The organism is Rahnella sp. WP5 (assembly GCF_000745615.1).
Classification (GTDB): Bacteria; Pseudomonadota; Gammaproteobacteria; order Enterobacterales; family Enterobacteriaceae; genus Rahnella; species Rahnella aceris.
Window position 1 is genome coordinate 80971 of record NZ_JQJR01000014.1, and the last position, 8717, is coordinate 89687.

Annotated in this window: 9 protein-coding genes and 1 pseudogene; 8 read left to right on the forward strand and 2 right to left on the reverse strand. The window is 49.6% G+C overall.

The window, feature by feature from the left end; genetic code table 11:
• Window positions 1-18 precede the first annotated feature (18 nt).
• Complete coding sequence (locus EX31_RS14080; RefSeq protein WP_013576138.1) at window positions 19-699, forward strand: MarC family NAAT transporter; 681 nt, start codon at window positions 19-21, stop codon at window positions 697-699.
• 23 nt (window positions 700-722) lie between these two features.
• Here EX31_RS14080 and EX31_RS14085 read toward each other — a convergent pair whose 3' ends face one another.
• Window positions 723-1358 (reverse strand): transglycosylase SLT domain-containing protein, encoded by a 636-nt coding sequence (locus EX31_RS14085; RefSeq protein ID WP_013576139.1) that lies wholly within the window; start codon window positions 1356-1358, stop codon window positions 723-725.
• A 322-nt stretch (window positions 1359-1680) separates the two neighbouring features.
• Here EX31_RS14085 and EX31_RS14090 point away from each other — a divergent pair, with 322 nt between their 5' ends.
• Window positions 1681-2550, forward strand: coding sequence for a fructosamine kinase family protein (locus EX31_RS14090; RefSeq protein ID WP_037035297.1), 870 nt, complete (start codon window positions 1681-1683; stop codon window positions 2548-2550).
• Window positions 2551-2655: 105 nt separating this feature from the next.
• On the opposite strand, the gene EX31_RS14095 is transcribed toward EX31_RS14090, so the two are convergent.
• Window positions 2656-3204: a YniB family protein gene (locus tag EX31_RS14095; protein WP_013576141.1), complete on the reverse strand. Its 549-nt coding sequence runs from the start codon at window positions 3202-3204 to the stop codon at window positions 2656-2658.
• A 193-nt stretch (window positions 3205-3397) separates the two neighbouring features.
• Between EX31_RS14095 and hxpB the strand changes: the two genes are divergently transcribed.
• From hxpB to EX31_RS14125, 6 genes and pseudogenes are all read left to right on the forward strand, one after another.
• Window positions 3398-4063 carry a hexitol phosphatase HxpB gene (gene hxpB / locus EX31_RS14100; RefSeq protein WP_013576142.1) on the forward strand — a complete coding sequence of 222 codons (666 nt, stop codon included), beginning with the start codon at window positions 3398-3400 and terminating at the stop codon, window positions 4061-4063.
• A 308-nt stretch (window positions 4064-4371) separates the two neighbouring features.
• Window positions 4372-5208 (forward strand): 5-dehydro-4-deoxy-D-glucuronate isomerase, encoded by an 837-nt coding sequence (gene kduI, locus EX31_RS14105; RefSeq protein ID WP_013576143.1) that lies wholly within the window; start codon window positions 4372-4374, stop codon window positions 5206-5208.
• A gap of 78 nt (window positions 5209-5286) precedes the next feature.
• Window positions 5287-6048: a 2-dehydro-3-deoxy-D-gluconate 5-dehydrogenase KduD gene (gene kduD / locus EX31_RS14110; RefSeq protein ID WP_013576144.1), complete on the forward strand. Its 762-nt coding sequence runs from the start codon at window positions 5287-5289 to the stop codon at window positions 6046-6048.
• 152 nt (window positions 6049-6200) lie between these two features.
• On the forward strand, window positions 6201-6758 hold the full coding sequence (locus EX31_RS14115; protein WP_013576145.1) for a metal-dependent hydrolase: 558 nt from the start codon (window positions 6201-6203) through the stop codon (window positions 6756-6758).
• A gap of 189 nt (window positions 6759-6947) precedes the next feature.
• Window positions 6948-8339: an L-cystine transporter gene (locus EX31_RS14120; protein ID WP_037035298.1), complete on the forward strand. Its 1392-nt coding sequence runs from the start codon at window positions 6948-6950 to the stop codon at window positions 8337-8339.
• Between the two features lie 116 nt (window positions 8340-8455).
• Window positions 8456-8717: pseudogene (locus EX31_RS14125) on the forward strand (IS110 family transposase); the annotation flags it as partial.

Below are 8717 nucleotides of genomic sequence, written 5' to 3' on the forward strand. Positions count from 1 at the left end.
TTTAAAAAAGGGAAGGATATGACAGAAGTCAGGCAGTTATTTGAAGTACTGGGATTGGGCCTGATGGTACTGCTTCCGCTGGCAAATCCACTGACGACCGTGGCTTTGATGCTCGGTCTTTCCGGGAATATGACCACACAGGAAAGAAACCAGCAGTCGCTGATGGCCTCGGTCTATGTCTTTATCATCATGATGGTGGCGTATTACGCGGGACAGTTGGTGATGAATACGTTCGGGATTTCCATTCCCGGCCTGCGTATTGCGGGGGGACTTATCGTCACCTTTATCGGTTTCAGAATGCTTTTCCCACAGCCACACGTGGAAGAAAGGATCCTTATTGAGAACAAAACGGCGGAAATGAAAAAACAGGATTCGCCAAATATCGCTTTTGTTCCTCTGGCGATGCCAAGTACCGCCGGGCCGGGCACCATTGCCATGATCATCAGCAGTGCTTCAACGGTGAAATCATCTGATTTCCCGCACTGGATTATTACCGTTGCTCCGGTGATGATTTTCTTTTTAGTGGGTTTGATTTTGTGGATATCTCTGCGCAGTTCGGGGGCGATTATGCGTCTGGTCGGGAAAAGCGGGATTGAGGCTATTTCACGTCTGATGGGATTCTTGCTGGTGTGTATGGGCGTTCAGTTCGTTATCAACGGGGTTCTTGAGATTATTAAAACCTTCCCGCCAGCAGCCTGAGCCGCTGGCGGAAACATCAATGCTTACCGCATCGCGAGGTAGGCATTGTTCACTTTCCACAGATAGCGTGGCGCTTGTGGCGCCGGGTGTTTTTTCTGCACATGGGCAGAAAACTCAGCAGGCGTCATCAGATTGATTTTCGCAATCGCATACGTCTTATCTTTGTCGAACGTTCTCAACAACGCCCCTGCTCCGTTCACATATGCCAGTGTGGTGGCGTAACGACGAGTTTCAGGGTTATTAATACCCGCAAGCTGCTGTTGTAAAATACTTAAATAAGCCGTACCCAGGTCAATGTTCACCGCCGGATCTTTTAAATCACGCGGCGTGGGCTGACCGTAACGTCCTTTCATCCGGTAGGCATCGCGTCCTGCCGTTGAGGCCTTTAGCTGCATTAACCCAATCGCATTCGATTTGCTGACAACGGTTGGGTTATATCCAGATTCGACCTGAATGATTGCTTTAACAAGTGTTTCGTCGACGCCATAGGTATTTGCCGCCTGGTGAATAACATCACCATAAGGCCCTGGATGCATTAATGAAGTATCGCGCTGAGGTGGCGGCGATGGATTCAAAAAACGCGTCGTCTGAACCGGTGTTTCTTTAGCGCAACCCGCCAGCAATAGCGCGGCCATCAAATAAAGAATGTTTGGTTTCACGTTATCTCTCTCGCGACTGGGACGAGATGTAGCATATACATCTTCTTCCAACACCTGAATATATTTTTCGTCTATTATTATTATTGTTTTGTTAAACAAAGGGGTTAGAGGGATGTCGATAAGACAATTCCGTTTATAAAACCCGTTTCATGTCACATATTCCTAAATTAATCTGTCCGCTGATGATACGTTCTATTTAGACATCTGAGAAATTGCATAAATTGACATCATCATCTGATTCAGCCGTGCGCCGGATCGGGTTTTCGAAGCTGAAAAAACGCTAACTTAATGAATTATCTGGCCAGTCAGAAGGGGTCATACCATGTGGCAAGCCGTCAATCGTTTGTTGAGTGAACACTTAGGCAATGCTGAAATCCGCGAACGTGTTGAGCTTCCGGGAGGCGAAATCCACCCGGCATGGCGGCTGAGCTACGGCGACAGAAACGTGTTTGTGAAATGCAATGCACGCGAAATGTTGCCTATCTTTGCCGCTGAAGCCGATCAGTTGGCCTTACTTGCGCGCAGCCAGACCGTCAGGGTGCCGGAAGTTTATGGTGTAGGTAGCGACCGTGATTACAGTTTCCTCTTGCTCGAATACATCCCGCAAAAACCTCTGGATGCACATAATGCCTATGTTTTAGGCCAACAACTTGCCGCATTGCATCAGTGGAGTGAACAACTGCAATTCGGTCTGGATTTCGATAATGAACTGGCGACAGTTCCGCAACCCAACAGCTGGCAACGGCGCTGGGCTACCTTCTTTGCCGAGCAGCGCATTGGCTGGCAGCTGCAACTGGCTGCTGAAAAAGGGATGATATTTGGTAATATCGAAGATATCACCGCCATGGTTCATGCCCGCTTGCAGAATCATCAGCCGCAACCTTCACTTTTACACGGCGATTTATGGCCGCATAACTGTGGCTTATCTGATGATGGTCCGGTGATTTTTGACCCGGCCTGTTACTGGGGGGATCGGGAATGCGATTTGGCGATGCTGCCCTTATATCCGAATGTTCCACCGCAATTATATGACGGTTATCAGAGTATAACGCCACTCCCTGACGACTTCATTTCGAGGCAACCGATCTACCAGTTATATTACCTGCTTAACCGCAGTAATTTATTCGGTGGTCAGCATCTTGTGGTGGCGCAACGCGCCATAGAAAGGCTGTTACACGAAGATATCAGTTAGCGGGATAAATATTTCAGCTCTGAACAAATAAGACCTGAAAACGTTAATATTCAGGCCTTATTTTTCATGCTCACAGAAATCCGTTATAAATATGTCGTCAAATTATCAGGCCATTAATCCTAATAATTTCAAAATGAAGTAGCCGATGACAGCGATGATAATTGGCAAAATATACAACGGAAAATACTGCACCAAAATCGTGTGTCGCGGTATCACGATACGCTCTTCAATTTGCGGACGTGTCCGGCCTTCAGCACCTTTCGCCTGTTCCAGAATAAGCTGATCCTGGATCCCTTCGCGAATGTGTTTTACCTGACGGGACATTCTCGCGCCGGAAGCCTGAAGTGCCAGCCCCACAAAAATCAGCCAGTAGATAATGAAGAACATGATGTTCGCGCTGGTGAAACCCTGCCCTAAAGCTGGCACCGGTGAGTTGTACCAAAAGACATTGAGAAACGAGGTATTGAACTTCACCATATCCACCATCACGTGGATGAAATCCAGCATGACCGCGTTGATGCCCTGCTCCGTCTTAGTGTGCTCGTTGATGAAATTCAGCAAAGAAATCAGCGTAGAAAGCAGCGCAGGGATAAAAATGATCCATCCCGCAATTCGTTTAATTACTGCCACACGTCCGGCTTGTTGGTACGTCATGAATTCCCCTTGTTAGGATACCTAAAGCAACGGCTAAGTTTACCCACAGAAAGCCTGCTCCGCCCAATGTTTTAATCAGTTAGCGTAACGCTGTACCGGGAACGTCCATCCTGTCCATTTTCACATCAGATTTCACCTGCATTCCCACCGATGTTAAAGTGGGTTTCTATTTATTGTGAGGGAGTCCGCTTTCATGGCTTATGTCCGCCCTGTTAATGCAGCAATTTTCGATATGGATGGTCTGTTAATTGATTCTGAACGGTTATGGACTCAGGCTGAGCTGGACGTTTTCAGTCGCCTGGGCGTTGATATTTCCCAGCGCCATTTGCTGCCGGATACGCTAGGTTTGCGTATCGATCAGGTGGTCAGAATGTGGTATCAGGCGCTTCCGTGGCAGGGTCCGGGTCAGGAAGAAGTGTCCTCAATGATTATTGCCCGCACGATTGAACTGGTAGAACAAACCCGGCCGTTACTGCCTGGCGTGAATCATGCCCTTGAGCTTTGCCGTGATCAGGGGCTGAAGATCGGTCTCGCGTCGGCATCACCGCTGTTTATGCTCGATACCGTGCTGGAAATGTTTAATTTACACTCCTTCTTTAAGGTTCGTGTTTCAGCGGAAAAGCTGCCTTACAGCAAACCGCATCCTGAGGTCTATCTGCTGGCTGCCGGAGAATTACAGGTTGATCCGCTCAACTGTGTGACGCTGGAAGATTCCTTTAATGGCATGATCGCCACCAAAGCCGCGCGTATGCGCTCGGTGGTGGTGCCGGACCATGAATACAGTGTGGATCCACGCTGGGCGCTTGCCGATGTCAAACTTTCTTCCCTCGAAGAATTGCGTGTGGCACACATCAGCTAAAATTTATGCGCAGCCGCTCATGCCGCTGCGCACCTTCTTTGCATTCTCTGCTTTCCATATACCTTCTCCACGCATTTCTCCTGCCACAATTTTTGAAGCTTCGTTTAATTTCGTAAATCTTGAACTGACTCATAAAATAAATAAAACGTTATTTCATTTTTATTGAATTCGCATGTCAATGAACCTATGATTCCTGCAACAAGGACGAGCCGGGAGCTCTCCTGCTTCTGTACGCTGTCACTGCCACGCAACGGTCAGACTAGCCCGGTAAGTCCTCCTTGATATCGTCATTCATGAGAGGCACCGACATGCAAGTTCGTCAAAGTATCCACAGCGACCACGCAAAAACGCTTGATACCGCTGAATTACGCCGTGAATTCCTCATTGAGAAAATCTTTGAGAAAAATGCCTATACCATGACTTACAGCCACATCGACCGCATCATTGTCGGCGGCGTCATGCCCGCTGAAAAAACGGTATCCGTGGGTGATGAAGTCGGTAAACAGCTTGGCGTGAGCTATTTTCTTGAACGTCGCGAACTCGGCGTGATTAACATCGGCGGCCCGGGTCTGATCGTGGTTGACGGTACAACCTATGAAATCGGTCATGAAGAAGCGTTGTATGTCGGCAAAGGGGCAAAGCGGGTCGAATTCAGCAGCGTTGATGCCTCCAGACCGGCCAAGTTCTACTACAACAGTGCGCCGGCACACACGACTTTCCCGAACAAAAAAATCACGCTGGCGGAAGCCTCTCCGCAGACCATCGGCGATGCAGCTACCAGCAACCGCCGCACCATCAATAAATTCATCGTGCCCGACGTTCTGGAAACCTGTCAGCTGACCATGGGGCTGACCAAACTGGAAGAGGGGAGCCTGTGGAATACCATGCCTTGCCACACACATGAACGTCGTATGGAAGTGTATTTCTACTTCAATATGGAAGCGGAAACTGCCGTGTTCCACATGATGGGGCAACCACAGGAAACCCGTCATTTATTAGTGCACAACGAGCAGGCAGTCATCTCTCCTAGTTGGTCAATTCACGCCGGGGTGGGTACCAAAAACTATACCTTCATCTGGGGTATGGTCGGTGAGAACCAGGTATTCGATGACATGGATCACGTCAAAGTCAGCGAACTGCGCTAACTCCCCCTTGCTCTGCCTTCACCGGCAGAGCAACTCATTTTTTATGGCGAACGCGCCGTTGCAAAAGAGACTCTGAATATGATCCTCCGTTCATTTGAATTAAGCGGCAAAGTCGCAATCGTCACCGGTTGCAATACCGGGCTGGGACAAGGCATGGCGCTGGGTCTCGCGCAGGCGGGATGCGATATTGTGGGCATTAACGTTTCCGCCCCTGAAGAAACTGAAAAAAAAGTCACCATGTTAGGCCGCCGTTTTCTCGATCTGAGGGCTGATCTGAGCACCATCACAGGCATTCCTGAGCTGATCGAGAAAGCAGTCGGGGAATTTGGTCATATCGATATTCTGATCAATAACGCCGGTATTATCCGCCGTGAAGATGCCATCGAATTCAGCGAGAAAAACTGGGATGATGTGATGAATGTGAACAGCAAAACGCTGTTCTTTATGTCTCAGGCCGTGGCGAAGCAGTTCATCAAACAGGGTAACGGTGGCAAAATTATAAATATTGCCTCTATGCTCTCGTATCAGGGGGGGATCAGGGTGCCTTCCTATACCGCGTCAAAAAGCGCAGTAATGGGTCTGACACGACTGATGGCCAATGAATGGGCGAAGCATAACGTCAATGTGAATGCGATTGCGCCGGGGTATATGGCGACTAACAATACGGAACAGTTGCGCGCCGATGAAGAACGCAGCAAAGAAATCCTCGACAGAATCCCCGCCGGACGCTGGGGTCTGCCGGAAGATGTCATGGGGCCGGTAGTCTTTCTGGCATCGAAAGCCTCTGATTACGTTAATGGTTACACCATTGCCGTCGATGGTGGTTGGCTCGCGCGTTAAGGGCAGCATAAGTGACACCAGAAAGGCGTATTCTTATACGCTTTTTTGTTTTTTATCAGTCTGTTGACAATTAGTTACAGGGCATCTCTTCCAAGATTGTGACAGTTTCACTTATACTGGATAAAATAACAGTTATCCAGTTCGGACGCGTCATGACGGCGGAAGGCCATCTCATTTTCTCAATTGCCTGTGCAGTATTTGCTAAGAAGGCCCAGCTTTCTCCCGAACTGGCGCATGGTGACTGGTGGCACATCATTCCAGGGTCTTTGCTTACCTGTCTGCTGCCCGATATTGATCACCCCAAATCGGTGCTGGGTCAGCGTCTTAAATGGTTGTCAGCCCCCATCGCCCGGGCTTTTGGTCATCGTGGATTCACTCACAGTTTGCTGGCGGTGGCTGGAGGGATTTTCCTGCTACGCACTCATTTCCCTCACGACTGGGTGATCCCCGCTGATGCTTTCCACGCCATGATTATCGGTTACCTGAGCCATATCCTGGCAGATATGCTGACGCCTGCAGGAGTGCCGCTGCTCTGGCCTTGTCGATGGCGTTTCCGGCTACCGCTGATTAACAGCCAGAAAGGTAATCAACTCGAGCGCACGCTCTGCCTTATGCTGGTCGGCCTGACGCTTTTCTGGCCAGACTGGACGCCCATCATTGGTGCAATAAATCCTGACTTTTTTAATCACATCCTGAAATTATTCATCTGAATAGCATGAAATATTGCCGATATGATGAAAATTAATACAAACACCAACAAAAAGTTATAATGAATTCCTTTTGGATATAAATACTCAGACCCTCAAACTGATATTCTGCCCCCCAATGCTTTGGGATGGTGCAGTCCTTTTCCGGAAACACCCGTTTCATTTATCAAAATTATAAGTTTGGAGTCTGGTATGAATCTTCCGCTCGTTCTTAACGTAGTGGTTTTCGTTGCCCTGCTTTTGCTGCTGGCACAAACCCGCCACAAGCAATGGAGCCTGGCAAAAAAAGTTTTACTGGGTCTGGCTATGGGTGTCGTATTTGGCCTGGCTTTACAGCTGATCTACGGTTCCGATGATCCGGTACTGAAAACCTCAATTACCTGGTTCAATATTGTCGGTAACGGCTACGTCCAGTTGCTGCAAATGATCGTCATGCCGCTGGTTTTCGTCTCTATTCTGAGCGCGGTAGCGAAACTGCATAACGCGTCATCGCTGGGGAAAATCAGCTTCCTGACCATCGGTACCCTGCTGTTCACCACACTGATCGCTTCTCTGGTGGGTATCTTCGTGACGGGCCTGTTCGGCCTCACCGCTGACGGCCTGGTACAGGGTACGCAGGAAACGGCGCGACTGACGGCAATTCAGTCTAACTATGTCGGCAAAGTGGCTGACCTGAGCGTGCCTCAGTTGATCCTTTCCTTTATACCTAAGAACCCGTTTGCTGATCTGACAGGCGCAAGTCCGACATCAATCATCAGCGTCGTGATCTTCGCCGCCTTCGTTGGTGTAGCCGCCCTGCAACTGGTGAAAGATGATGCAGAAAAAGGTCCGCGCATTCTGGCCTTTATCGATACCCTGCAGGCATGGGTGATGAAGTTGGTGCGTCTGGTCATGAAACTGACCCCGTACGGGGTACTGGCTCTGATGACCAAAGTGGTCGCCGGCTCGAACATTCAGGACATCATTAAACTCGGCAGCTTTGTGGTCGCGTCTTACCTGGGTCTTGGCATTATGTTTGTTGTTCACGCGATACTGCTGTCGTTCACCGGTGTTAATCCGGCGAAATTCTTCCGTAAGGTCTGGCCGGTGCTGACTTTTGCCTTCACCAGCCGTTCAAGTGCCGCGACCATCCCGCTGAGCGTTGAAGCGCAGACACGCCGTCTGGGTATTCCTGAATCTATCGCCAGCTTTGCGGCATCGTTCGGGGCAACGATTGGTCAGAACGGTTGTGCAGGTCTGTATCCAACCATGTTGGCCGTCATGGTTGCGCCAACCGTCGGCATCGACCCGTTTGATCCGGTATGGATTGCAACATTAGTGGGTATTGTTACCCTGAGCTCTGCCGGTGTTGCCGGTGTGGGTGGTGGTGCGACATTTGCAGCCCTGATCGTGTTGCCAGCCATGGGCCTGCCGGTTACGCTGGTTGCCTTGCTGATTTCTGTTGAGCCGCTGATTGATATGGGCCGTACCGCGCTGAATGTCAGCGGTTCAATGACGGCAGGCACTATCACCAGCCAGTTGCTGAAACAGACGGATAAAGCGGTGATGGATGCTGAAGAAACGGCTGAGCTGGCTCACCGTTAATTTCAGATTGCTGCAAACAAAAAACCGAAGCCAGTGGCTTCGGTTTAATAAGATGGTCACCCCCACCCTGTGAGCGGTACGCTGACAGGGTGTTTTTCTTTCTGAAGGGGATCATCATGCAAAACGTTACGCTCATCGGTATTGACCTCGGCAAGCATTCGTTCCATGTCCACGCTCAGGATAAAAACGGTAATGCATTGCTACGTAAGAAGTTTTCCCGCAACCCGTTAACCGCCTTTCTCTCTACTTGTGCCGCTTCTACCGTTGTTATGGAGTCCTGTGCGGGCGCCCATTTTATGGCCCGGCACATCAGCCAGTTCGGGCATCAGGTGAAGCTCATCTCTCCTCAGTTTGTCCGACCCTTCGTTAAAAGCAATA

Excerpts from the sequence above, each read along its gene's own strand:
- EX31_RS14080 (WP_013576138.1), top strand. The coding sequence starts at position 19 with ATGACAGAAGTCAGGCAGTTATTTGAAGTACTGGGATTGGGCCTGATG.
- EX31_RS14090 (WP_037035297.1), top strand. The coding sequence starts at position 1,681 with ATGTGGCAAGCCGTCAATCGTTTGTTGAGTGAACACTTAGGCAATGCT.
- EX31_RS14095 (WP_013576141.1), bottom strand. The coding sequence starts at position 3,204 with ATGACGTACCAACAAGCCGGACGTGTGGCAGTAATTAAACGAATTGCG.
- hxpB (WP_013576142.1), top strand. The coding sequence starts at position 3,398 with ATGGCTTATGTCCGCCCTGTTAATGCAGCAATTTTCGATATGGATGGT.
- kduI (WP_013576143.1), top strand. The coding sequence starts at position 4,372 with ATGCAAGTTCGTCAAAGTATCCACAGCGACCACGCAAAAACGCTTGAT.
- kduD (WP_013576144.1), top strand. The coding sequence starts at position 5,287 with ATGATCCTCCGTTCATTTGAATTAAGCGGCAAAGTCGCAATCGTCACC.
- EX31_RS14115 (WP_013576145.1), top strand. The coding sequence starts at position 6,201 with ATGACGGCGGAAGGCCATCTCATTTTCTCAATTGCCTGTGCAGTATTT.
- EX31_RS14120 (WP_037035298.1), top strand. The coding sequence starts at position 6,948 with ATGAATCTTCCGCTCGTTCTTAACGTAGTGGTTTTCGTTGCCCTGCTT.